Genomic DNA, 21,542 nt, shown 5'->3' with positions numbered 1-21,542 from the left:
TACGTCTCTATCACAATAGTAATATTACCGTGGTGATAGGCAATGGGCGCGGAGGAGTCCCCTGGCGGCGATTCTGATCGCCGCCGGGGTGGTTGTAGATTTGACGAGCCCGGTTCACCTGGGCCGTTGTTGATTCCCGATGAGGAGGTGGGCGTGGCGACATTCGCCGAAAAGCTCCGCTATCTGATCGACAATGTGCACCCCAAAGACCGAGGCCCGTTCACCATGAACGAGATCGTGGATGGCATCCGGCGCAACGGCGGCTCGATCACCCAGGGCTACATCTCCATGCTGCTCAACGGCCAGCGCCCCAACCCCGGACTCAAGGTCGCCCAGGACCTCGCCGACTTCTTCCACGTCCCGCTCCAGTACTTCGCCGACGACGACTCGTTCGAGCAGGCCGTGCGCTACATCTCCTGGGTGCAGTCGCTACGAACGAACGACGTGGCATCCGCCGCCCGCGCGTACAACCCCTATGACACCGGCGTCGGCACCGACGAACCGAAGCGCCCCTAGGAGACGAGGTTCGCGACCGCGAGGTAGGTCAACGGGGCGATAGCCAGTCCGGTGGCCGCACCGACCGCTATCTCCCTGCTCGTGTGATGCCCCAGTTGCATCCGGGACCAGGCGATGGCCGGCGCGAGAGCAAGCCCTGTCCACCACCAGGGGCTGAGCCCGACCGCGAAAATCGCTACGACGCCGCACCACACGCCCATGTGCACCGACGCCTTGATGCCGACCATGCTCGTCCAGACAGCGACACTGACCAGAGTCGCTATGGCCGCACACGTCAACGCGATCATCTCGACCGGGCCCTGCGCGACGAGCTGCACCACGAGAGCTGTGACGACCAGGGCAAGTATCGCGAGGATCAGACCATGCCGTTCCGAATGCTCCGTTACGTGATGGTTCCCGATGCGCTCGCGCACCATCCCCCACACGATCAGCATCATCGGCAGCACCCCGGCGAACAGCGCGACGAAAGCCCCCCACCCGGGGTGTCCGATCAGGATGCCGAGCGTCAGGCACGATGCGACATTGACCGTCCAGGGCGCAGCGATTTCGGTCAAGCCTCTGGCTACCACATCCTTCAACGCTGCAACTCCACCTCACCGGAAGCGCGAAGCACCTCGAACGCCTTACCGACTGCCCGCACCCACTTCACCGTGTCGGTCCCGCTAGGGGGTCGCAGCCCGTCGACCCCGACGCCCCCGGATTCACCGGTGCACACCCATCGCGCGATCGACTCCGGTGTCGCCGGCCTGCCCCGTTCCGGAAGCCCGTCCTCGTCGGCCTGCATCGACAGCGCGTCGAGCACTTCACTCGCCCGATCCGATACCTGCCGAGCCGGAACGAGCGCAGACCACGATTCCCGCATGACTCCGGGCCAGCGCTGCTTCACCAACACCTGGTACAGCTCCGCGAAGTCCCTCCGCTGCGACCGGCCCATGAAGAACCTCTCGATGGACGCCCACGTAAAGCCCAGCATCGTCAGCACAGACCCCACCAGCGCCAGCTCGGTCGACACATCGAACACGTGGGTGGAGGGTTCAACCCACCCCGCACGGGCAGCAACGATGTACCCGGCGCGCATCCACGCATACACCGACAGAACGGCGACCCCCACAGCCACGATCGCCAGACCACGTCCGGCGGGAGTGCCGAGATCCCAGCCGTGCACCACCACCACCGTGATGATCGTGCACAGCACAGCAGCTACGACCATCACGAAGGCCGCGGACTCCGCATAGCCCGGCAGATGACCGTAGAGCTGATCGAACTGGTAGCCATCTCTCGCCTGCGGAGCATCAGCTGCGCCGAGAAACAGGACCACAGCCACAACAATCGCACCGACCGTACCCAGCGATAAGGGTCCTACCCAACGGCGTTGAGCACCTGCGTCATGGACGCACAGCGCCACCAGGAGCAACGCTGCCCCCAGACACATCCCCAGGAAGAGGCCTTGCTTCACCGCCGATGCGGCATTGGCAACGCCTATCGCGTTGCTGACGAACCGATCGACCGGCCCCACGTTGACGGTCGTGTGCGCTGCCATGCAGACGAAGACCACCGCGATCCCGAGCGCCAGAACCGAGTGCGATTGACGCCATCGGCGCACCCTGGTGAAAGCGACCCACCACAACAACACCGACAGAACAATCGTCGAGTACACCGCTACAGCGCCTCGTTGAGCAACGACCGAATGCGGGCCGATCTGGCGATGCCGGCCCCCGAGATCCGCCGGCACAATTCCGCACCGAAGGCCTCCGCTTCCTCCTCCTGTCGGCGTTCACGCTCGTCGGGGCAGTGTCCCTGCCCGTACTTGCGAAGCATCATCCGGGCCATACCGTGCCATTCGGGCGGAAGAGTCCGGCGCGCCGTGTCGTGGGCCGAACGTCCCTCATGCCCCATGAGAATGTGGCCGAACTCGTGGCCGATTGCGCGGTCCAAGTGGGCAACCCACGGGGCGTGGAGAATCTCGTCCCGGTCGGGATGGTTGTTCCAGAGCGCGAAGACGCCAGGGCCGAGCTCGGCGTTCTTGGTCACCACGAGGGGACGACCGCGTATCCGCTCGATCGTCGGCACCAGACCGAGAACGGAGGCCGCTTCGTCCCCCCGCGCATGTGCAAGCAGCTCACTGACTGCCCCCGCCACCGGGCCCACAGACGCCTCCTCCATCTCGGCACCTCGATTCCCCTCTCGGAGAACGCGGCGCACACACATCGATTCGAGGGGAGCGCAGCAATCACTTCGACTGCCGCTCCCCCGACTCCCCATCGACGACTCCGGAACTCCGACCGGCCGGTATCGTACCGACTGACACCACCCCCGTACCCGTGATGCACGACACCGCATGCGCAGGTTCCCCCCGGTATCCACCTTCGCCCCCACCGCGAGATTCACGAATAGGCCCCGGCAAGGCCGGCCGGACCAGCAATACTGGCATTGATGCGGAGACCCCATCGAAATGGCATTACAGGCAATTTCGCTGTAGCCGGCCCGTGCACGGAAGGCGCCAATGCCGACAGTGAACATCATCGCCATCAATACTTGCAATTGCTCGACCACGCAGGATCCTCCGAGCCGGGGCGATCGCCCCGACTCACCTTTCCACCTCCTTGAGCAGCGGGTACGCAATACCAGCAATGCCGGTATTGCCGTGGAGTCTGCCTGATGCAAGTAATACTTGCATTACGGTGATACCTGGTAATGTTCTCATTGCCAGCAATGATGAGTCGCCTACAACCCTCTGGGTGACACCGATTCACCAGGAATGCCGGTTTTGCTGGCAAAAGAAGCAAAGACTGCATTGATTGCTACGACAGGAAGGGAAGTGCAGTGGTCACACGCGAGAAGGTGTCCCTCAAGCGCGACGCCATGGCGCTACGACGAGTCGTCGCGCTCATCAACAGCAAAGGGGGAGTGTTCAAGACAACACTGGCATCCAATATCGGTGGCCTACTCGCCGCTTCCGACTACAAGGTTCTACTCGTCGATCTCGACCCTCAGGGTAACGTCGCCGAGGATCTCGGCTACACCAACACCGAGCTCGACGACGAGGGACGCAACCTTGCGCAAGCACTCGCATTCGGCGGCCCACTCGAGCCGGTTCGCGATGTCCGGCCAAATCTCGACGTCGCTCCCGGCGGGCACCACCTCGAAGCAGCAACAGCAGCACTCACCTCGAGAGCATCCAAAGACCCAGCAGGAGCGAAACTCGCTCTTGCAATGGCCTTGGCACCGATCGCGCACCAGTACGACATGATCCTGCTGGACTGCCCACCCGGCGACGAAGCGTTGCAGACGGCAGCTGCGGCCGCAGCACGATGGCTTCTGATCCCGGTCAAGAGCGATGCATCCAGCCGCAAGGGCATGGCCGGCGTGATGAACCGCCTCAATGCGGTCCTCGCTGACAATCCCGACCTCGACCTTCTCGGCGTTGTGCTCACGGGTGTCGGCACGTCCGCAACCAAAGTTCAACAGAACGCTCGAGACGCAATCGCTGAGGCATTCGGTGGCAGCACCGACGCCATCTTCGACAAGACGGTGCGGCACTCCGAAGCCACCGCGGCAGCAACACGAGAACGGGGACTGCTCGTCCACGAACTCGACGACGTGGTTCGCAACGGACCCAAGTGGTACGAGGTCCTGCGCGGGGAGGCTCAAGCTCAAGCCCTCGCACCCCAGTCCTCCACGTCCGTTGCGGACGACTTGGTGGGCATCACCGAAGAGGTCGTGCGCCGCATGACCGCAGCAGAAGCCGAGGAGGCAGCATCGTGACCGAGCCGCGCCGGAAGCTCTCAGGTCTGCCTCGCGTCTCGTCCGGCGCACGACAGGTCACGGGAGATCTGTCCGGGTTGCAGGCAAAGCACCGCAACGTTGCACCACCCGCGCAACCAGTCGAGCAACCTGCTGAGCGACCCGAGAAGAAGCAGAGCAACAAGGCGGTGACAGTGTACATCGCCCCGACGGTGTACACCCAGGCCCGCCTCGCCTTCAACGCCACACGCACAGCCGAAGCCGACCGCAACTGGTCACAGTTCGTCGAGAAGGCCATTGCGGAAGAAGTCCGGCGACGGTCCGAACTGCACAACGGCGGGAAACCGTTCGAGGGAGTCGATGCGCCCCTTTCTCCCGGTCGACCGCTCGCTGACACCTGAAGCCAACCAACGCTTTCAATGCCTGTTTTGCTTGCATTCACAGGAATGACGGGCGTCCTGCAAGGAATTGCCGCTCCGCAGGACGCCCTGACCAGGAAAACCACCAGATAGGAGATCCCCAGGTCATGTCCGACGATACAACCCAGTCCCAGGCCCCGTTGCGCAGGAATCGGCCGATGAGCCACTCGAAGATGCTGGCCATCGCAGCAGTTGCAGCGATGGCGTTGTTTCTCGCAGCGCTGGCGTTCACCCTCTCGTTTGATGCGTTGCGCGCTCTGGCGATCGAGATCAACGTGCAACCAGGGCGGGCGTGGATGGCACCGGTTGCCATCGATGTTGCACAGGCTGCTGCAACGGCCGGCTATGTCATCTTTCGGGTGTCCGGCAAATACAACTACGCCCGCCTGTACTGCATGGCACTGGCGATCGTCACCGTCGCACTGAGCGTGATCGGCAACGCCTACCACTCGTGGCAGATGGCTGATCGCAACCTCGCCCGCGTGGCAGCGGGGGAGGATCTCGGTTTCATCCCGCAAACCCCGTGGATCGCGGCAATCATCGCGGCGATCTTCCCGCTGTTGTGGCTGGCGTTGTTCCACCTGTTCACGATGCTGTTGCAGGTTGTCCTCGACGAACGCGCCCAGCACCGGGCCGTCGCAACGGACGAAGATCCGGTGCAGCACCGTGTCAACGTCGAGGATGAAGCATCCGCCCTTGGTACCCCTTGGGACCACGAGACCGGCACTACCACGAGTGTGCGCCGTCCGGAGTTGCATCCCGCTGAGGAAGCGGTTGCGCCTCTGCCGGTTACGAAGGCGTCCGAACGCAACGATGCAGACGGGGCAGGAACCGCCGTTGCCGTTGCCGAGAACACCCTGCCTCGCTCCGATGGTGCGACTTGCAACGGCTATCCGCAGACCCGGGACGGGTTGCTGCGATTCCTCGAAGATTCGGATTCCCACGAAACCGTCAAGATCGTGGCGTCGATGCTCGTGAGCGAGCCGCAACTGAAGCAGATCGACGTTGCGCAACGGTTGAAGATCGACAAATCCACCGTCAGTCGCCGCTGGCGGCAGTTCCGGGACGCCGCCGAAGCCGAGGGATTTTCGGTGCCACCGTTGCCCACGGCCGAAGCAAGCGAGCGCAACCGGGAAACCGAGCGAGTCTGAACCACTGGGCCGGCCTCGGTGCGCACCGAGGCCGGCCCAGTGCAGCCTCCCGGAGCCCAACGACTGGTCAGCTGGAATCTCGCGCACGGCGCGACACGCCGAACCCGAATAGTGTCCGACGCACTGTGGCCCAGCGGTGTAGGGTCATGCCCGCACACAGCGAGTCGGGGGAGGACGGGGAGAGGTATGGCGACGGAGCCGAAGCCACGCAAGTACGCACCTCACACCAAGCGAAAGCTCCGGCTGAACCCGAACAGTGAAACGCCCGAATCACCACGTCGTTCGGTGCGATTCCCCGATGTTGTGGACGAAGAGCTCGAAGCGCTCTCCCGCCAGACAGGACTCACGGTGTCGAAGTTGATCCGCCAGGCAGTGGACAACTACCTCGCCGAAACCCGGCAGAAAGCGAGCTAAGCCCCAGAAAAAGCCGAAACCCCCCGGTTGGCAGCCGAGGGGTTCAGCAAATTGAAGATCAGATACACACTCTCAAGGGAGAGGATCCCAAAGTAGAGAAGCACGTACCTGGCCCAACACACCGGTAATGCTACAGGTTCTTTGAACACCTGACTACTTTGGGACCCATCCCAAGACGGGCGTGTCTCCGGTCTTCCTCCACGAGAGGACCCAGCATGACCACCGCCCCGCCCGAAAGCAGCGGCAGCACCTTTCCCGATCGGTCGGACCAGACCAGCGACTCTCTTCCGGAGAACTCGCGGCGGTTCGTTCTAATCGACCTCACCGTCCTCGAAGAGTACGACCTCAGTCCACAAGCCTTGGCTCTGTATGCGCACCTGAAGAAGTTCACCGACCACCACACGGGGTGGGCCTGGCCGAAGAAGGAAACCCTCGCCGAGCGCCTCAGGATGCGCCAGGGAAGGTCCGTCGATCCGTACATCACCGAACTGCGCGAAGCCGGCCTCATCCACGACGTCCGCCCCCGGTTCTGCAATCCCGCCGACAGGCGTGACTGGGTTCTCGACAGGCCGGACAAGGCACACCCCGAGCAGACGTCCAACCTCTATGTCGTGAACATGAGCCCCGCATCCCCGCAGGTCGCACCGGGGTGCGCCACAACGCAGGGGGGGGGTGCGCCACAACGCACCGGGGGGGTGCGCCACAACGCAGGCGAACAAGAACCACCTACCAACAACCCATCACCAACAACCCATACAGAGATCTCTTTCGGTTCGACCTCCGCGGAAACGACCTCGGGCGCAGCTGCCGCCCCGCCCGGCGAATTCTCGGCACGGTTGATCGAACGCAAGCGCCGCACCGGTGAGACCACACCGAAGCCGATGCCGCTGCACCCGCAGTGGCAGCCGAACAACGCCAACCGCGCCACCGCGAAGAAGCTGGGGGTACACCTCGACCTTGCGGTCGAGCAGTTCCGGAAAACCATGTCCACACCCGGCCAGAACCGGCGCTGCTGGGGAAGCGCGTTCACCAAGTTCCTCAAGGCCATGTCCGAGCCCGACACCGCACCGTTCGGCGTCTCCGCCGACGAACTACGCACCACGGCGATCAAGCAAGCATTCCCCAGCGCACAGCCCCATACGCAGTCCCGCACCGAGCCGACACACACCGCCGAATCGTCCAGCGAACCGGAGACCCGCGACGAGCACGCCGAAACTCCCGCCACGGCTCCGACCACCCGTCGATCCACCGACATCGACGGCCCCCACCAGCTCAAAGCCCTGATCTGGACACTGGAGGACGACGGGTACCGCGGCGCGAGTGTTAGGGATCGGGTGCGAGAGCTGTTCGAGGACGGCACGCCCACGTTCGCCATCGCCAAGCTGGTCAAGCAGCAGTTCGTGCCCGAACCGGAACCCCTCACCGCCTAACACCCGCACCGATACTGGAGTAGGAGGGGGTTCCGTGGCAGATTCCGCGCATGAGGCAGCACGCGAGTGGGTCGGTGACCAGCTGCGATACCCGCAGCGTCTACCGCGCACCGCGATCGTGGTGAATTGGAGTTCGGTGCCGCAGCCGGTGCAACGCAGGCTCGAAGAAGTGGTCCGCGCCGGGGGGTCCATCGACTACAGCAGACTCCCGCGCCGGCGGTGGTGGCAGGGCCGTGGCCTCGGCCTCAGCGCCGACGAGGTGCGAGTGGTCGAGTCGGCCGCAACCTCGTTGCGGTGGCCGGCCACTCTCGACAACGACGAGACCCGGTTGCTGACCGTGGTGGAGGGGATCGTCGATCGGATCGCAATGCACCCGGCCTGGCAGCATCCGGTTGCATATGGGCACCGCTCGGTTGTCGCCCTGCACATGGAGTTGCACGACTTCGCTGCAACCACCTACGAGTTGCTGCAACTTCGCTGCGCAACACCGGAGGTGCCTGCCCACACCGGCCCCGACTCCTACGTGCGGCAGGAATGGGATCGCCGGCAGGTCGCGTTCGCGCACAGTCGCTCCGCGCTCATCGAGCGGGCCGTCTCGCTTCGTCTCGTCGAGCAAGCCCTCGACCGGGTTCATCGGCTGGCCGAAGAAAGGCGGGCCGCCGAGGAGCTGGCCGTGGGAACCCTTGTGATAGACCGTCTCTCCCGGCATCTAGCCGCCGCCGATGTCGCCTCCCTCAACGCGCAGATCACTGCGAACGATCTGGACGCTGCGGCCGCGAACCTCCGGGCACAGATCGCCTACCTCTCCACCGTGGACAGCTGACTCGGGAAGCGGACGACTGTTGCGTCCTGACACGAACAGTTCTGCCGCGCCACTGGCTACGCCACCGGCTTGCCACCGGATAACCACCGGTAGCTTCCCGATCCAGAAGACGGGGTCCAATCTTCAATGTTGTCAACTGAACTAGAGTGAGCGCCGTGATGGTCGGATACGCCCGAACCGGCGAAGGATCAGACGAGAACGAGCAACGAGCACAGCTCGTATCCCTCGGCGTCGCCCCGCGCCGTATCCACATCGACACCGGACTGAAGGGCACCAGACACGAGTTGCCGAACCGCACCGGCATGCTCGATGCGTTGAATCCCGGTGACACGGTGGTAGTCACCAGCCTGGAACGGCTCGCCCGTTCCGCCGCCGAACTGGGCGAGGTCACCGCCGCGATCCGCGACCGGCAGGCCCGCCTGCGTGTCGGCGGCACCGTCTACGATCCCGCAACCGAGACGGGACGAACGGCGTTCGAACTGTTCACCAGCATCTTTCCCGCGTTCGAGGCCGGCATCTACGAGCTGCGTCTGACCGGACCGCGAGAGCAAGCCAAGGCCGCAGGCCGATACCCGGGAGGTCGACCGAAACTCACCGCCGAGCAACGCCAGAGGATCTACGAGCTGTACATCTCGGGCACCGAGACCGTCCCCCAGCTACAGAAACGCTTCGGCCTCAGCCGAGCCGGGGTGTACATGCAGATTCAACGAGAGCGGAACCGGCGGCAGAGTCGTTAAAGCGTGTCGAACAACCTCGGTGAAGTGGTTCGGCAACGCCCTTCTCGGGCGTCGTCGGTTCAAGCCGCGGGTACGGCCGGAACGTCGGTTCCCACGTCGTCCAGGTTCGTTTCACCGTGTTGAAGAACCCGCCCCGGGGCCTTCAGTCTATCTCCGCACAGCTCGCCCGACCACGGGCACACAAACCCCGAGTCCGGCCAACACCCGTCAAGTCAACCCCGCGGAACTGGCGTTTCACGGCACCAGCGGGTTCCAGTGCCGACACACGACGTCCCACCCAATACCTATTGTGTAGTACACAAATAGCCAATTCTGTAGTACAGTATTACTATGGCGATCAAGTGGACCGAGAGTGCCCTCAAGCACGGAATCGACATTGAGGACGCGAAGTATGCCATCGCGCACGCCGAGTACATGGAGGCCGAGTTCGACGAGCCGCGGCCTCCATCGACGATCCGGCCCACCCTGTTCATCGGTCCTCAGCGCCGACTGGGAGCGCCGTGGCTCGAAGTGATGGTCGAGGTCGGTCGCCGCGACGTGACGATCTTTCACGTCATGGAGGCCCGCAAGAAGCACCTCGAACGGTTGGAGGACTGATGCAGCCGGATTCCATGCGGGCGGCAGGAATGGAGGAAGCAATGACCAAGAAGAAGACCTACGAGGACGCGGCTCGATGGGCGGAGGACGACATGGTCCTCCCGGAGAACTCGAAGACGGCGCGACGGGGCTCAGCGGCCGCCGAGGTGGGGCGAGCGCTGCTGGCGCGCGCGCACGCCGGACGCCCGAGTCTCGACCCCCACGCCGAGCCCGGCACCGAATCGCCCAGACGGCAGGTTCGACTTCCGATCGCGGTCAGTGAGCAGGTCGACGCGATCGCGCAGGCGCAAGGCCGGCGAGCGGCCGAGGTCATGCGGGAGGCCATCACGTTGTACGTCAAGGACAACGCAATCCGCTGAGACGCACTCGTCGGTGCGCCAAGGCCCAGTCCTCAATCCCGGGAAGGCCCCGCGAACTCGGCCTCGACACGAGACATCGACTTGGACGATACCGGAACGGACGGAATCAAAGAAATTCCGAATCCGGCATCAACTCCCCGAACGCGCGGGCGCCCCGGCCTCTCCCCCCGACGCCGGGGCCGCTGACCTTTTGTAGTGGTCGGGATGAGGGCCGGGGGCCGGTCGCCGGTCCCCCGCTGTGTCCGGCGTCCGGGGCGGGAAACGGTTATCGCCGCCATACTCTGACCTGGTCGGTGGCGAGTAGTGGCCCGCCGGCCGGGCCTTTGAGGTGCGATTCGATCCAGACCGGTCGTCGCTGCGAGCGCTGTGGGCCGTGTGGTTGCTGGCGCCAGTGGCCGCGTACCACCCATCGGTGCCGGTATTCCCGTCCGTTCCCTGTGCCGCTGCCGTCGCCGGTGGTGTCGATGGTGTGGTCGACCGCGGCGCGCCGCAGGTCGACCAGGGTCACGCCGTGTCCGCTCCGTGGCATCGTTCCGCCGGTGCCGGAGCCGTTCACAGGGTGGGCGCGGGGCGGGCGCGGGGAGGGGGGCGCCCCCCGCGCCGCCGCGGCGGCTTTCCGGGTGTCCGAGACCCGCCAATCGTACGTATCAAGTAAAGTACGTTACGAAACGTTATGGTACGATTGTGGGGACATCGACCGGCGGAAAAGAGGTAGGGACGTGGGGGACGCGAAGGGTGGGCGGCGGCGTGAGTACGCCTCCGACGCCGAGCGGGTGCGGGCCTGGAGGCAACGGCAGAAGGACAAGGCCCGCGCCGACCAGCAACGGCAGGCGACGCCGACCGATCCGGCCTCGGCGATCACCACGCTCACCGAGGCGGTCCCGCTGTTGCGGCAGGAGGCCGCCGCCGCCGTCGACCGCCTGGCCGAGGTGGCCCGCTCGATCACCGCGGCGACCGAGCTGCTGGCGGACCCGGCCGCGCTCGATGCGCACCTGCGGCGGATCCAGGCCGACGCCGACAAGGTTCGCGCCGATGCCGGCGTCGAGATTGCCGCCCTGCGCGAACAACTCGGCACCGCCCTCGACGACCGCGCCGACGCCGACGCCGCCGCGGCCGCCGCCGAGACCGCCGCCGCCGACGCCACCGCCCGGCTCGAGGCCGCCCGCCGGGACCACGAGCAGACCCTGCACCGGCTGCACGCCGAGCATCGGGACCGGCTCACCGCCCTGACCGCCGAGCACGCCGCGGCGACCGAGCGGTGGCAACGGCAGCTCGACCAGGCGCAGCAGACCCACCGCGCCCAGGTCGCCGACCTCGAGCACCGGATCGGCGTGCTCACCGCGCAGGCCGAGGACCACCGCGACCAGCTCACCCGCCTGCGCGCCGACGCCGACAACGCGGCCGCGGCCGCCGCAGCCACCATCGAGCGGCTCGGCGCCGACCTTGCCGCCGCCCGTGCCGAGACCGCCGCCGAACGTGAGCGCACCGACCGGGTCCGCGCCGACCTCGAGGCCGCCCGCACCGAGGCCGCGGCCGCGCACGCCCAGGCCGATGCCGCCCGCGAGCGCGCCGACGAACTCCGCGCCGAGCTGCGCGAGGTGCGCACGGCCACCCAGGCGACGTGATCGGCCCCGTTCGTGCAGGTCACGCCGTCCCCCCCCCCACCACGGCAGCAGGACACGCGCCGCAGCCGCCGGCGCCCCGTCGGAAGCGGCTGTCGCGCAGCGCTCACCCACCTGCGTTACGAAAGGCGATCTACATGCCTTGCAGACGGCGGTGACCAGTCCGCCGAACTTCAACCTCCACGACTACGACGGTCGGGACGGGCAACTCGGGAGGGAGTCGAACCCGGAGGCGTACGTGGGCACGCTCGTCCGCGTCTTCCGGCAAGTCGCGCGGGTGCTGCGCCGCGACGGCATGCTGTGGGTCAACATCGGCGACACCTACGCCGGGCACGCAGACGCCGGCACGGCCGGCCGCGGGCACCGGTCGGGGTGATCGCCCGACGGGTGAACACCACCTCGGTCGCCCCCGCAAGAGTCTGCTCGGAATCCCGTGGCACCTCGCGCTGGCGCTGCAGGCGGACGGGGTGGTTTCCTGCGCAACGAGATCATCTGGCACAAGCCGAGCGGCACGCCGGAGTCGGTGCGTGATCGGCTGACCCGCCGGCACGAGCACCTGTTCCTGCTCACCCGCAGCCGGTCGTACTTGTCGACCTGGATGCGATCCGGGACGAGAACGGCTCCAACCCGGGCGACGTGTGGCGGGTGCCGGTCCGGCCGTCGAAGGCGAGCCATTTCGCGATGTACCCCGGTCGATCTGCCGCAGCGGTGCATCGCCGCCTCGTCGCGGCCGCAGGACATCGTGCTCGACCCGTTCTCCGGCATGACCACGACCGGCTCGGCTCGGCTCGATCGACCCCGTCTACTCGAACCGTCGTCGCCGCCAAGGGGTTCGACTCCACCGGCAGCAAACTCACCGACGCCGTCCGCGAGATCGAGGAAATGGCCGATGTGCGCCTGCCCCGGCAGTTCATGATCGCGGTCATCGACGGCATCGGCTGGAAATCCCGGCAGGCCGACCTGCGCCGCATCCACCAGCTGTGGGTCGACCAGCAGATCGACGGCATGTACACCCTCGCCACCCTCGACCGGTTCCGCCACGACCTCGAAGACGCCGCCCGGCTCCGACGACTGCTCTGACCCTGGACTCCGGGCAGCACCGCGAGAGTCGGACCGTACCGAATCCGATCACGACGTGGAAACAGCTTCCCAGTAGGGAAGGCAACTGCCGCCTGCAATGCTTGACCTGGCCGCTAACGCGACGGTGACCAGAGACGGAATCCCCTTTCGGTCATCTTGCGAGCCCCTTCTGTGTCGGTAGTCCATGCCATGCTCGACACTCGGCCTGGCAGCGCGGCGCCTCGTCGTCTTCACCTGCCGCGCTGCTCAACTGTGGAGGTGATGAGATGGATGTAGCGGAATGCGTGGTCCGCAACGAACTGGTGCCGCTGCCTCGGTACGAAGGATTGTGGGACTCGATCGTGGTCGATCGATCCGTGAAGGATCGGCTTCTGCGCGCCGCGGTATTGAGTCTGGAGTTGCGGACGACGCTTCCGTTCCACGTCACTGCGCTGCATGGTTTGGCGGTGCTGACGGGTCCCCCCGGGACCGGGAAATCTACGCTCGCGCGCGGACTGGCACAACAAATGGCTGCCGTGGTGGGTCCCAAACGTGCCCGCCTGATCGAGGTGAACCCCCATGGGTTGATGAGCGCGGAGCACGGACAGAGCCAACAGCGGGTGACGAAGTTGTTGACAGAGATCATTCCTGCGCTGGCCGACGACGGGGTACCGACGATCGTGTTGTTGGACGAGGTCGAGTCCATGGCCGTGGCACGGGGAGCGGCTTCCCTGTCTGCGAACCCTGCAGATGTGCATCGAGCAACAGATGCCGTCCTGACCGCTCTGGACGAGAACACCTCCCAGTTCCCACATCTGTTCACTGTCGCTACAACCAATTTCACGTCCGCGCTCGACGAGGCGTTTCTCTCCAGGTCCGACATCACGGTGCTGATGCCGCTGCCGGACGAAGAGGCGGTCCATGCGATCCTTACCGACGCACTGCAGGGTTTCGCGACCAAGTACCGGGCTCTGGGCGCGTTGGCGGGGGATCCGCAACTGCGGAGGGTCGCGGCCCACTTGGCCGGTCGTGACGGCCGGACTGTGCGAAAACTCGTGACCGATGCGATGCTGCGCCGTCTCGAGGTAACACTCGATCCGAACGAACTGAAAATCGAAGACCTACTTGCGGCCGCGGAAGCTGCTGTGTTGGACGAGCTGGAGGCAGAGCATGCAGCGCAGTAGGACAATCGCCGGATCTCCGGTCCGTACGGCCGCAGACGCGTGGAGCAGAGTTGTGCAGCTGCTTGCAGACACGCTCGAGCGGAGCAGCGCTGTTCCCGAGGGATCTGTGGCCGCCAGCCTCGACAAGCTCCAGGGAATCGGTTCCGCGCTTGCCGCGGGCGGCTATCTGGACCAGGTGCCGCTGGTTCTCGTCGATGACGGCATGTACGTCTCGATCCGAATCGTCAGAGGTGACAACGCGTTCACCGTGGAGGAAAACCTCGATCCTATTCCCGGAGGTGCCTCGGCCACCAACGGTTGGATGTTGCATATTCCTTCCCCTGACCATCTCGAAGGCGCACTAGAGTCCGCCGCCGCCGACAACGAACACGTGTCGACAGCTCCGGCCCCGACCTACCAGGCCCAAGCGCGGACCCCCTCGACCGCAACGATCGACGCCACCGCGTTACGCAGAGTGGGAGGTAACTGATGAGTACGTCGACCTCCACCAACACCTACACACGAGCTCACACAGCCACGCATCTGTCGGACGTGATCCTGTCGTCGATCGCCGACATCCTCGCCACCCTCGGAATCGAGGCCAGTCGTCTCTACCAGAGCTGGGATCAAGATGCCGCAGCAATCGCCGCATGGATCACTGAAGGGTCCCTCGCGTCGGTGTCAGTGGAATGCCACCACTCCGGGACTGTCGATCCGATTTTCGAGTTCCCGGTCTCCTATACCGCGAAGGGTTTCGGGGATCGCGGATTCACCGCTGACAACGCCTCCATGCTCAGATACCTCGCGAAGCTCAAGGCTGTACCTGCTGGTACCACGTTCAAGCTCTTCTGCGCCTTCAACGGACCCCGCACCCCGCAACCGGGCTGGAGCCCGGGGTCGAGCGCGTCCACGGCAAACCTGAGATCACGAACCATCGGAACACTGGCCACGGCCCCCGACGCGACCGCTTCGGCCCGTGTGTACATGAGCTGACTGAGAAGGAGTTCCCATGGGGATGGTCGACACGGCGTTCGCCGCACTGAAAAGCAACCTCGAGATCACTACGTCTGAACAGAACCTTGCACAGAGCCGCCACAAGCTCGTCCGCGACCACGTCCGCACACGATGGACCCTGACGGATGACTTCTTGACGGGCAGCTACGACCGGCACACCAAGACCAAGAAACTCAAGGACGTCGACATTTTTGTGGTGATCGACCCGGAAGGCCCCCAAGCGTACCTCGCCGAAGGCACCGGAACGGCGGCCGTAAGGGCACTCGTCGAAGTCTTGTCCACTCGATGGCCGGATGTCACTGGCGACGATACTGTCGCCCTGATTTCGTATGCCGGCGAGGACGTCGCCTCGTACGAGGTCGCACCGGCATTCGCCACCGAAACCGGCTTCCGCATCCCGAACGGCGTGGAGTGGATGGATACGAATCCGCACGAGCACGCGCGCATGGTGACCGAGAAAAACGCTGCTTGCGACGGCAAATTCGTTCCGCTCGTGAAGATGCTCAAGGCCATCAACAGGGAAGCCGGGGAGCCCCTCAACCCATCCTTCTTGATCGAGGTCATGGCCCTCGACCTTGTCGAACCCAGGCTGGGGCGCTACCAAGACGAGATCAGGTTCTTCCTCGCCTCTGCCGCGGACCAGATCGTCGACGACTGGCCTGACCCCGCCAAACTCGGAGGCGATGTCAACGCCGGTGTGCCTGCCTCGGAACGTACGGACCTTCAACGCGTACTCCGCTCATGGCTCCAGATTGCCGAGGAGGCGATTCTCGCAGAGTCCGAAGGGCAAGAAAAATCGGCAATTGAACTATGGCGCAGTCTATTCGGCGGGAGGATGCCGCGTCCATGAACGCTAGAGCGGTACAGGACATCAACGATCGGCAGAACGATGTCGAGCACATCAGACTCCTTCAAGCTGCTGATGTGGAGCACGCGAAGGCCCAACGTGTCGAATCGGCGCGTTGGGGTGTGGCACTCATTCTCAGTGTGGCGGGCCTAGCGGCCGTTCTCTTCCCGGACTTGAGAGTTGCCGCCGTGATTATCGGCGTGGTGTTCGCTGTGCTGACGGAGATCGTCTGGCCCCTTGTGACGAAGAATTCCAACAATCGCGCAGTGCTCATCCAAGAGCAGTTCGATACCTCGTTGTTCAAGATACCCTGGAATCCGGACCTAGGACGCCCGGTTCCTCTCGTGGACGTCGCGGATGCCGCAGCGCGGTACGGAAAGGGAGATAAGCGGAACTGGTATCTCGATGTACGGGGCATCCCTTCGCCCATCGCAGAGACGCTCTGCCAGCGAGAGAACCTGATCTGGGACGCTGACCAGCGTGAGGCGTGGGCCTGGAGGCTCGTCGCAGGCCTGTCGGCATGGCTCGCTGTTGGTTTGATCGTCTCTCTCGCTGCGCAGTGGTTTGTGTGGCAACTCTTGGCCTGGTACATCGCGCCCACGTTGCCCGCAGCAGCCCTCGCCCTGCGGAGCCTTGTGCAGCAGCGGTCCGTCGCTCGAACCAAGATCGAACTCCGCGAGCGGATCGATGACGCGCTACAGGGCCTCACCCCCCACACCGCTTCGCCGGAGAGACTCAACGAACTGGCAGAGGAGCTGCGAACTCGGCAAGACAAGATCTTCAGGTCCCGTCTCGACTCCGCCCGTGTTCCCGAACGTTTCTATAATCGACTTCGCCGCCGGTACGAAAGCAATCATCAAGTCGAGGCCGAGCACTTCAAGGGCATTTGGGCTGGTGAACGATCTGAGGATGCCACTTAGCCGTGCCAGTGGTTGCCCGCCACCGATGAGGCCGGCCGGCCGCGGGAGGGCAGGAGGGCGGCCCGGCGCAGACGGGTTGGGGCGGATTCCGAGGGAGTGGAGTTCAGGCGACGGGGATCGGGGGTGCCCAGCGGGCGCGGCGTACCGTGTCGCGCCGGTCGGGGTCGGCGACGAGGGTGGGCAGCAACAAGTCCCACAGCTCGTCGATCCGCCGGGGCAGGTCGGGGCGGTCGGGGAGCAGCCCGGACAGCTGTTGAATGCCGGTGAACGCCCCGATCACGAATCGGGCCACCGCATCCAGGTCCAGACCCTCGCGTAGATCGCCGTCAGCGGCGGCGCGGTCGAGCAGGGTGCGGCAGGCGGTGATCCAGTCCCGGTACGGGTGGACGGGGGTGCGGTCGGCGAGTTCGGTGGACAGGCGCAGCCCGGCCCGCACCAGCGCGCTCTGCTGTAGTTGCTCGCCGAGGGCGTGGCTGAGCATGACGATCTGCTCGAGCGCCGCGGCGTCGGTGGCGGTGACCCGCTGGACGAGGGCGATCGAGCGGCGGTGCTGTTCGTCGATGATCGCCGCCACGAGGTCGTCCTTGGAGCGGAAGTGGTAGTACAGCGCGCCCTTGTTCGAGCCGGCCGCGGCGACGATCTCGCCCGTGCTGACCCCGTGATACCCGGCGGCGGCGAACAACTCGGCCGCGACGGTGACGAAGTGGAACCGGGTGACCCGGCCCCGGTGCTGCGTGGTCCCCACCACCCCTCCTCCCGCCCGCCTCGCGGCGCCGTTCCCTCCGGATCCCGGTAGCGGCCCCCACGTCCGACCGCCCGGACAGCCTACGGGCAGCGGGGAAACGCACCTTGCGCCGCCGTCTCCGCCGAGACCCTGAGCGCCTGGCCTATCCGCCCCCGCGCGGACGGACCGGGGCAGCGTCGGCGCCGAGGTCGGTGCCGACCGGCGTCCTCGGGGGGTCAGGGACTCGCGTCGGTACCGGGGCGAGGCCGCATCACAGAACATACCGGTCAAACGGTTTATGTAATGAAAGCGTTATCCGATACCAGTGTGGTTGGTGGGAAACCGGTTAGGTTTCAGGCAGCGATGGCGCCACCGCTGGTCCTTGTTCCTGCGAAAGACGGTAGGTCTTGAATGGAATCGCTCCATCGCCGTGCCCCGCGCACGCCCGGACGCCGGTGGGCCGCCCGCTGCGTGCTCGCCGGCACGACCGCCCTGCTGGTCGCCACCGGCCCCACGACGGTGCTGGCCCAGCCCACCACCACTCCTGTGGCTCCGGCCACTACGACGCAGTCGGCCCCGGCCACCACGACGCAGTCGGACTCGGCGCCGGCAAGCACACCGGACCGCGCGCCGGCCGCCACACCCGCGACCGCCGCACCCGAGGCCGGCGCGGATCCGTGCGCAGCCCCCACCACGCCCGCGGCCCCGACCACCACGACACCGACCACCACGACGTCGGCAACGGCCCCGCCGTGCGAGACCACCCCACCGGCCGTGCCCGCGCCGGCGGCGGTCCCGACCGCAGAGTCGGCGCCCACGCACGGCCGGGAGACAGCCCGACCCGAGACGGCACCCGCCCCCACCCCGGCGCAGGCACCGGCGGTCCCGCCGGCGGAGACGGTGGCGCCGCTGCCGGCCGAGCTGCGGCCGGCCCCGCCGGCCGCCGACCAGCCGGTGCCGCCGGACGATCCGGCCCGCTCGTCCAAGACCGCCGAACCGGACCCGGACTGGCACCCCACCGAGAACCCGAAATCCACGCTGGTGCCCGGGCAGATGCGCTCGGACCGCGAAGAGGTCCCGGCGCCGTTCACCAAGGAGGACGCCGACAAGGCCGAGATCGCCGAGGCAGGCCTGAGGTCCTCCCGCAGCCTGACCGCTTCGAGCTGCCAGGTCTACTGGCCCTCGTGGTTCCAGGTGTGCGGGGCGATCCGGGACAAGTACAACAGCCTCGGTGGGCCGGCGAGTTTCCTGTCGTACCCCACCAGCGGGAACATCGTCAACCCCGGAGGCACCGGCGAGCGGGTGACCTTCGCCAACGGCCCGATCTACTGGTCCGCCGCCACCGGCGCGCACCCGGTGGTCAACAGTTTCCTCAACCGCTGGGGGATCCACGGCTACGAAGCCGGATGGCTGAAGTACCCCACCACCGACGAGGTTGTTCTCCCTGATGGTGGTCGACGGCAGGAGTTCCAGGAGGGCGCCATCTACGTCGCCTTCCAGAACGCGATCGGCTCCGCCATCCGCAACGGACCGCTCCGCGACAAGTACAACTCGGTCGGTGGCTTGGCGCCGGGGGGCACTCTCCTCGGCTACCCCATCCAGGACCAGATCGGCCTGCCCGACGGTCAAGGCCAGATGGACCGCTTCGAACGCGGGGTCATTTACTGGCACCCCGCACACGGAGCACATCCAATCAGTGGCCCCCTCCTCACGCAGTGGGAACGAGCCGGCTACGAGCAAGGTACCTACGGATACCCAATCTCAGATCAGGTATCGCATCCGAATATTGCCGTGGAGCAGCAGTTTCAGAACGGGCGTATCTATTCGCCTGGGCTCCAGCTTCCGCTGGGAACGACAGGCCTGTCACTTTACTTCGGGGTTCCCTCTGCGGCCCCGCTCCAGCCAGCCGCTCTCTCAAACGGCATCGTCTTGCACGGCGACGGACTTGACGTGAAATTCCGTCCGATGGAATCGAATGCTGTCGAGATCGGCCTCGATATCACGACAGCGCAAGCTTCAAGCACATTCAAGCTGGCCCTGGCACTCCCCTCGGGCTACACCCTCCAGAGCGGAAGCGGACGTGTTAACCTCCTGAGCCCCACTGGCGTCGTACTTGGCGCAGTAGGCCACCCCATCGCTGTCGATGCTGGCGGGCAGCTCGTAAATGTCCAGGTGTCTGCAAGCGGTGCTGAGATCACTTACCAGTTCGCGCCGTTCACAGCCTTTCCTATCCAGTCTGTGTCGGATAGCGTTACGGAAGCGCCAGGCAAGATCGCAGATCAGGTTCAGCGATGGTGGGGAACTGGAATTCAGCAGCGCCAGGTTTGTGAAGCAAATCCGGTCGACTGCATGCGCGCCAAACCATATGTTGATGTGTCTATCAAACAGGCCAAAGAGGCATTTCCCGAGAGGAATGGTGAGGAAGACAACCGGACGGATGCTGCTCGTCACTGCATGTGGATGGGCTATAGCACCGAGCGAGCCAATGCGGATTTTGCCAGGCAGATGGGGACGGCTCACGAACTCGATGTCCCAGGGAGTGAGGAAGCTGGGATGATGGACAGATACAACAACAAGACGGGCATTGATGTCGGTCTACGAAACGAGGACAACCCGGATGGAATCCATACTACCTGCGTTCAGTACGCGCGAGAAGCCCGGATTGTTCCTGACCCCCGGACGATCGATCTGTCCAACCCCAACACCAATGACTTGATCGCGCTACGCCATCCGTAGATGCTGTGCGAGGGGTGGTCAATCGGGGGCATCTCGATTGACCACCCGGGTGTATCAAAGGCGCCCACCGCAAGTTGTTCTAAGGAGGCGAATGGAGGAGAAGTGAACTTACCGCGCAAGTGGTCGACACTGGAATTAGCAGCACTCGCCGTAGCAGTAGTCGCCATTACGGCGATGGTGGTGGCGATTGCTAGATCTATCCGGGAACCGGAAAACTCCCAGTGCCTCTCGGTGGACACGTCAGTAACAGATCAAATCATAGGCAGGTCAGTGATCGGCGGCCTTACGCCATTGGCGTCCGTTGCGGTGGAGGACCGATGGATCCGTAGCCGAGTTTCGGTTCCATACGAGCATTACTACGTTGTGGCGATCAGGTTCAGGACAACCGAAGGGTTTATTCGAGAGGGACTATGGGGACTAGGTGTCAATTGGAACGTGCAGAATAATGGGTCTATTGCAATCGTCCACCCGGCTGATGATCAAAATTTCTCAATTTCACACATTGACAGAGTAGCTCAGGATTCCACGGAATGGACACCGATCGACATGCCATTCTCTGATGGAGGGGAGTCTGCTCGGGCGGCTCGCGATTGCCTGGTCGAAATAGGTAACCAATAGACAGGATTGGACTTTCGGATGGGTGATCTTCCGGACGGTAAGAAATTAATTAGCGCTCGTCGATTTGTGGGAGTCGCACAGTGCATATTGGGCGCGATACTCGGATGCCTGTTCTGGATTCTGGTTCAAAAGGTATCTCCAGCAATCCAGAGTGTGCTTATCGATGAATGGGTAGTCCCGGGAGTCCCGGCGATAACGGCAGCCTTAGCAATTCATTATTTGTGGCCTAATTTAAGGCTGCTTGCATGGTCGTTTGCGGCCGGAGTGTTTCTGTTTGCGCTCATGTTTACGATGTTCATGGGAGCGGGGGGAAGTCCTGTTATGACAATTTGATACAACTTGCGGAGCGCACGAAGGTAGATCCTGATTTCTATAGCTATCCGCAGGTGTCGTATGTGGGCGCCCGGAGAAGTGCGCCGGCATGTGATCGCATTGCGCGTTATCGCGGAGTCAATCGTGTATCTGATTACGCAGTCCGGAATCGTCACATCTTTCTATCCTAATAGCAGGTCTCCGGGTCTCACCCGAGTTGGCTCACGTTTTCGGGATGATCGACGGCTCACGTCTGTGACCTGCTGGTTCTCGTCGGGATCGGTCTCTGATTTCACGCACTAACGGCTCTGGTTCTAGGCTCGGCGAGTGGTGTTTG

General features: G+C 64.6%; 23 protein-coding genes and 2 pseudogenes. 19 read left to right on the top strand and 6 right to left on the bottom strand.

Annotated elements, in window-relative coordinates; genetic code table 11:
* Nucleotides 1-153 precede the first annotated feature (153 nt).
* A complete protein-coding gene (locus AIIKEEIJ_RS31485; RefSeq protein WP_072815229.1) occupies nucleotides 154-516 on the top strand; it encodes a helix-turn-helix domain-containing protein in 363 nt (120 codons plus the stop codon).
* Here AIIKEEIJ_RS31485 and AIIKEEIJ_RS31480 read toward each other — a convergent pair.
* Genes AIIKEEIJ_RS31480 through AIIKEEIJ_RS31470 form a run of 3 tightly spaced genes read right to left on the bottom strand, consistent with a single transcriptional unit; the run spans nucleotide 513 to nucleotide 2,664 of the window.
* On the bottom strand, nucleotides 513-1,070 hold the full coding sequence (locus AIIKEEIJ_RS31480) for a hypothetical protein (protein WP_225223363.1): 558 nt from the start codon (nucleotides 1,068-1,070) through the stop codon (nucleotides 513-515). The two genes, AIIKEEIJ_RS31485 and AIIKEEIJ_RS31480, sit on opposite strands and share 4 nt — an antisense overlap.
* Nucleotides 1,071-1,090: 20 nt before the next feature.
* Complete coding sequence (locus tag AIIKEEIJ_RS31475) at nucleotides 1,091-2,173, bottom strand: hypothetical protein (protein ID WP_083583901.1); 1,083 nt, start codon at nucleotides 2,171-2,173, stop codon at nucleotides 1,091-1,093.
* 2 nt (nucleotides 2,174-2,175) lie between these two features.
* On the bottom strand, nucleotides 2,176-2,664 hold the full coding sequence (locus AIIKEEIJ_RS31470; protein WP_161997136.1) for a hypothetical protein: 489 nt from the start codon (nucleotides 2,662-2,664) through the stop codon (nucleotides 2,176-2,178).
* 675 nt (nucleotides 2,665-3,339) lie between these two features.
* Between AIIKEEIJ_RS31470 and AIIKEEIJ_RS31465 the strand changes: the two genes are divergently transcribed.
* From AIIKEEIJ_RS31465 to AIIKEEIJ_RS31425, 9 genes are all read left to right on the top strand, one after another.
* Nucleotides 3,340-4,281: a ParA family protein gene (locus AIIKEEIJ_RS31465; RefSeq protein WP_338021032.1), complete on the top strand. Its 942-nt coding sequence runs from the start codon at nucleotides 3,340-3,342 to the stop codon at nucleotides 4,279-4,281.
* On the top strand, nucleotides 4,278-4,661 hold the full coding sequence (locus tag AIIKEEIJ_RS31460) for a ParB family protein (protein ID WP_161997135.1): 384 nt from the start codon (nucleotides 4,278-4,280) through the stop codon (nucleotides 4,659-4,661). The genes AIIKEEIJ_RS31465 and AIIKEEIJ_RS31460 overlap by 4 nt, the downstream gene beginning before the upstream one ends.
* A gap of 176 nt (nucleotides 4,662-4,837) precedes the next feature.
* A complete protein-coding gene (locus AIIKEEIJ_RS31455; RefSeq protein ID WP_161997134.1) occupies nucleotides 4,838-5,830 on the top strand; it encodes a DUF2637 domain-containing protein in 993 nt (330 codons plus the stop codon).
* 186 nt (nucleotides 5,831-6,016) lie between these two features.
* Complete coding sequence (locus AIIKEEIJ_RS31450; protein ID WP_161997133.1) at nucleotides 6,017-6,244, top strand: ribbon-helix-helix domain-containing protein; 228 nt, start codon at nucleotides 6,017-6,019, stop codon at nucleotides 6,242-6,244.
* Nucleotides 6,245-6,459: 215 nt separating this feature from the next.
* Nucleotides 6,460-7,674 (top strand): helix-turn-helix domain-containing protein, encoded by a 1,215-nt coding sequence (locus AIIKEEIJ_RS31445; protein ID WP_161997132.1) that lies wholly within the window; start codon nucleotides 6,460-6,462, stop codon nucleotides 7,672-7,674.
* Between the two features lie 34 nt (nucleotides 7,675-7,708).
* A complete protein-coding gene (locus AIIKEEIJ_RS31440) occupies nucleotides 7,709-8,497 on the top strand; it encodes a hypothetical protein (protein WP_161997131.1) in 789 nt (262 codons plus the stop codon).
* 158 nt (nucleotides 8,498-8,655) lie between these two features.
* Nucleotides 8,656-9,234 carry a recombinase family protein gene (locus tag AIIKEEIJ_RS31435; RefSeq protein WP_161997143.1) on the top strand — a complete coding sequence of 193 codons (579 nt, stop codon included), beginning with the start codon at nucleotides 8,656-8,658 and terminating at the stop codon, nucleotides 9,232-9,234.
* Between the two features lie 330 nt (nucleotides 9,235-9,564).
* Nucleotides 9,565-9,831 carry a hypothetical protein gene (locus AIIKEEIJ_RS31430; RefSeq protein WP_072815214.1) on the top strand — a complete coding sequence of 89 codons (267 nt, stop codon included), beginning with the start codon at nucleotides 9,565-9,567 and terminating at the stop codon, nucleotides 9,829-9,831.
* A gap of 41 nt (nucleotides 9,832-9,872) precedes the next feature.
* A complete protein-coding gene (locus AIIKEEIJ_RS31425) occupies nucleotides 9,873-10,190 on the top strand; it encodes a hypothetical protein (protein WP_072815215.1) in 318 nt (105 codons plus the stop codon).
* A gap of 265 nt (nucleotides 10,191-10,455) precedes the next feature.
* Here the strand turns inward: AIIKEEIJ_RS31425 and AIIKEEIJ_RS31420 are convergent, their stop codons facing one another.
* Entirely contained in the window at nucleotides 10,456-10,698 is a 243-nt protein-coding gene (locus AIIKEEIJ_RS31420; protein WP_139281969.1) for a hypothetical protein, read from the bottom strand.
* A 211-nt stretch (nucleotides 10,699-10,909) separates the two neighbouring features.
* On the opposite strand from AIIKEEIJ_RS31420, the gene AIIKEEIJ_RS31415 reads away from it, so the two are divergent.
* From AIIKEEIJ_RS31415 to AIIKEEIJ_RS31375, 8 genes and pseudogenes are all read left to right on the top strand, one after another.
* Nucleotides 10,910-11,815 carry a hypothetical protein gene (locus AIIKEEIJ_RS31415; protein WP_072816358.1) on the top strand — a complete coding sequence of 302 codons (906 nt, stop codon included), beginning with the start codon at nucleotides 10,910-10,912 and terminating at the stop codon, nucleotides 11,813-11,815.
* Nucleotides 11,742-12,728, top strand: a pseudogene (locus AIIKEEIJ_RS33445) (DNA-methyltransferase). Before AIIKEEIJ_RS31415 ends, AIIKEEIJ_RS33445 begins: the two are co-directional and overlap by 74 nt.
* Nucleotides 12,626-12,892: pseudogene (locus AIIKEEIJ_RS31400) on the top strand (hypothetical protein); the annotation flags it as partial. The pseudogenes AIIKEEIJ_RS33445 and AIIKEEIJ_RS31400, both read left to right, overlap by 103 nt.
* Before the next feature lie 266 nt (nucleotides 12,893-13,158).
* Nucleotides 13,159-14,055: an AAA family ATPase gene (locus tag AIIKEEIJ_RS31395; protein WP_161997130.1), complete on the top strand. Its 897-nt coding sequence runs from the start codon at nucleotides 13,159-13,161 to the stop codon at nucleotides 14,053-14,055.
* Nucleotides 14,056-14,107: 52 nt separating this feature from the next.
* Nucleotides 14,108-14,524 carry a hypothetical protein gene (locus tag AIIKEEIJ_RS31390; protein ID WP_161997129.1) on the top strand — a complete coding sequence of 139 codons (417 nt, stop codon included), beginning with the start codon at nucleotides 14,108-14,110 and terminating at the stop codon, nucleotides 14,522-14,524.
* The gene (locus AIIKEEIJ_RS31385; RefSeq protein ID WP_161997128.1) at nucleotides 14,524-15,027 is read left to right on the top strand and encodes a hypothetical protein; all 504 of its coding nucleotides are present in this window, start codon (nucleotides 14,524-14,526) and stop codon (nucleotides 15,025-15,027) included. Before AIIKEEIJ_RS31390 ends, AIIKEEIJ_RS31385 begins: the two co-directional genes overlap by 1 nt.
* Nucleotides 15,028-15,043: 16 nt before the next feature.
* Nucleotides 15,044-15,898: a CBASS oligonucleotide cyclase gene (locus tag AIIKEEIJ_RS31380; protein ID WP_161997127.1), complete on the top strand. Its 855-nt coding sequence runs from the start codon at nucleotides 15,044-15,046 to the stop codon at nucleotides 15,896-15,898.
* Entirely contained in the window at nucleotides 15,895-16,815 is a 921-nt protein-coding gene (locus AIIKEEIJ_RS31375) for an S-4TM family putative pore-forming effector (protein ID WP_161997126.1), read from the top strand. The genes AIIKEEIJ_RS31380 and AIIKEEIJ_RS31375 overlap by 4 nt, the downstream gene beginning before the upstream one ends.
* Nucleotides 16,816-16,918: 103 nt before the next feature.
* On the opposite strand, the gene AIIKEEIJ_RS33805 is transcribed toward AIIKEEIJ_RS31375, so the two are convergent.
* Both AIIKEEIJ_RS33805 and AIIKEEIJ_RS31365 read right to left on the bottom strand, forming a co-directional pair.
* On the bottom strand, nucleotides 16,919-17,560 hold the full coding sequence (locus AIIKEEIJ_RS33805; protein WP_161997125.1) for a ScbR family autoregulator-binding transcription factor: 642 nt from the start codon (nucleotides 17,558-17,560) through the stop codon (nucleotides 16,919-16,921).
* Nucleotides 17,561-17,892: 332 nt separating this feature from the next.
* Nucleotides 17,893-18,357, bottom strand: a complete 465-nt coding sequence (locus AIIKEEIJ_RS31365) for a hypothetical protein (RefSeq protein WP_161997124.1) — start codon at nucleotides 18,355-18,357, stop codon at nucleotides 17,893-17,895.
* Nucleotides 18,358-18,439: 82 nt separating this feature from the next.
* Here AIIKEEIJ_RS31365 and AIIKEEIJ_RS31360 point away from each other — a divergent pair, with 82 nt between their 5' ends.
* The gene (locus AIIKEEIJ_RS31360; protein WP_338021031.1) at nucleotides 18,440-20,275 is read left to right on the top strand and encodes an LGFP repeat-containing protein; all 1,836 of its coding nucleotides are present in this window, start codon (nucleotides 18,440-18,442) and stop codon (nucleotides 20,273-20,275) included.
* Nucleotides 20,276-21,542 lie beyond the last annotated feature (1,267 nt).

The sequence above is a fragment of the Rhodococcus sp. YH1 genome (assembly GCF_009939605.1).
Taxonomy (GTDB): domain Bacteria; phylum Actinomycetota; class Actinomycetes; order Mycobacteriales; family Mycobacteriaceae; genus Rhodococcus; species Rhodococcus aetherivorans.
Note: the sequence above shows the minus strand (reverse complement) of the source record. Positions and strands in the feature narration are given on the sequence as shown.

What these genes read in the sequence shown, in the direction of transcription:
- AIIKEEIJ_RS31455 (WP_161997134.1), top strand. Translation starts at nt 4,838, where the DNA reads ATGAGCCACTCGAAGATGCTGGCCATCGCAGCAGTTGCAGCGATGGCG.
- AIIKEEIJ_RS31450 (WP_161997133.1), top strand. Translation starts at nt 6,017, where the DNA reads ATGGCGACGGAGCCGAAGCCACGCAAGTACGCACCTCACACCAAGCGA.
- AIIKEEIJ_RS31445 (WP_161997132.1), top strand. Translation starts at nt 6,460, where the DNA reads ATGACCACCGCCCCGCCCGAAAGCAGCGGCAGCACCTTTCCCGATCGG.
- AIIKEEIJ_RS31435 (WP_161997143.1), top strand. Translation starts at nt 8,656, where the DNA reads ATGGTCGGATACGCCCGAACCGGCGAAGGATCAGACGAGAACGAGCAA.
- AIIKEEIJ_RS31430 (WP_072815214.1), top strand. Translation starts at nt 9,565, where the DNA reads ATGGCGATCAAGTGGACCGAGAGTGCCCTCAAGCACGGAATCGACATT.
- AIIKEEIJ_RS31425 (WP_072815215.1), top strand. Translation starts at nt 9,873, where the DNA reads ATGACCAAGAAGAAGACCTACGAGGACGCGGCTCGATGGGCGGAGGAC.
- AIIKEEIJ_RS31395 (WP_161997130.1), top strand. Translation starts at nt 13,159, where the DNA reads ATGGATGTAGCGGAATGCGTGGTCCGCAACGAACTGGTGCCGCTGCCT.
- AIIKEEIJ_RS31385 (WP_161997128.1), top strand. Translation starts at nt 14,524, where the DNA reads ATGAGTACGTCGACCTCCACCAACACCTACACACGAGCTCACACAGCC.
- AIIKEEIJ_RS31380 (WP_161997127.1), top strand. Translation starts at nt 15,044, where the DNA reads ATGGGGATGGTCGACACGGCGTTCGCCGCACTGAAAAGCAACCTCGAG.
- AIIKEEIJ_RS31375 (WP_161997126.1), top strand. Translation starts at nt 15,895, where the DNA reads ATGAACGCTAGAGCGGTACAGGACATCAACGATCGGCAGAACGATGTC.